Annotated in this window: 1 protein-coding gene; it reads left to right on the top strand. The window is 61.8% G+C overall.

The features are described from left to right. The coding region (locus L691_RS30100; RefSeq protein WP_036738176.1) for a condensation domain-containing protein at positions 1–372 on the top strand (372 nt) is incomplete at both ends.

The following is a 372-nucleotide window of genomic DNA, read 5'->3' as shown; positions in this document are numbered from 1 at the left end:
TGTTCTCGGCGCTGCTGTCGGCTTATTACGTGCTGCTGCACAAATGCAGCCGCCAGGACGATGTGGTCGTCGGGACGGTGTTCGCCGGCCGGCATTACAGTCAGGAGCTGAGCCGGGCGGCAGGCTTCTTCGTGAACACGGTGGCGATCCGGGCCGAGGTCGACGGGGAAGGGGCCTGGGAGGACCTTATGAAGACCGTGCACAGGAAAGTGGACGAGGCGTATTATATGCAGGACTACCCGTTCGAGCGGCTGGTGCGCAAGCTGAATCCGGATCGGCAGCACAGCCGGAATCCGCTCTTCCGGGTGATGTTCAACATGGTGACGGAAGGGAAAGAAGAAGGCGGATTTGCGGGCCTTGCGGAGACGTGGC

Source organism: Paenibacillus zanthoxyli JH29 (genome assembly GCF_000520715.1).
In the GTDB taxonomy this organism is placed as follows: Bacteria; Bacillota; Bacilli; order Paenibacillales; family Paenibacillaceae; genus Paenibacillus_AQ; species Paenibacillus_AQ zanthoxyli.
This window is presented reverse-complemented; position numbering and strand designations above follow the sequence as displayed.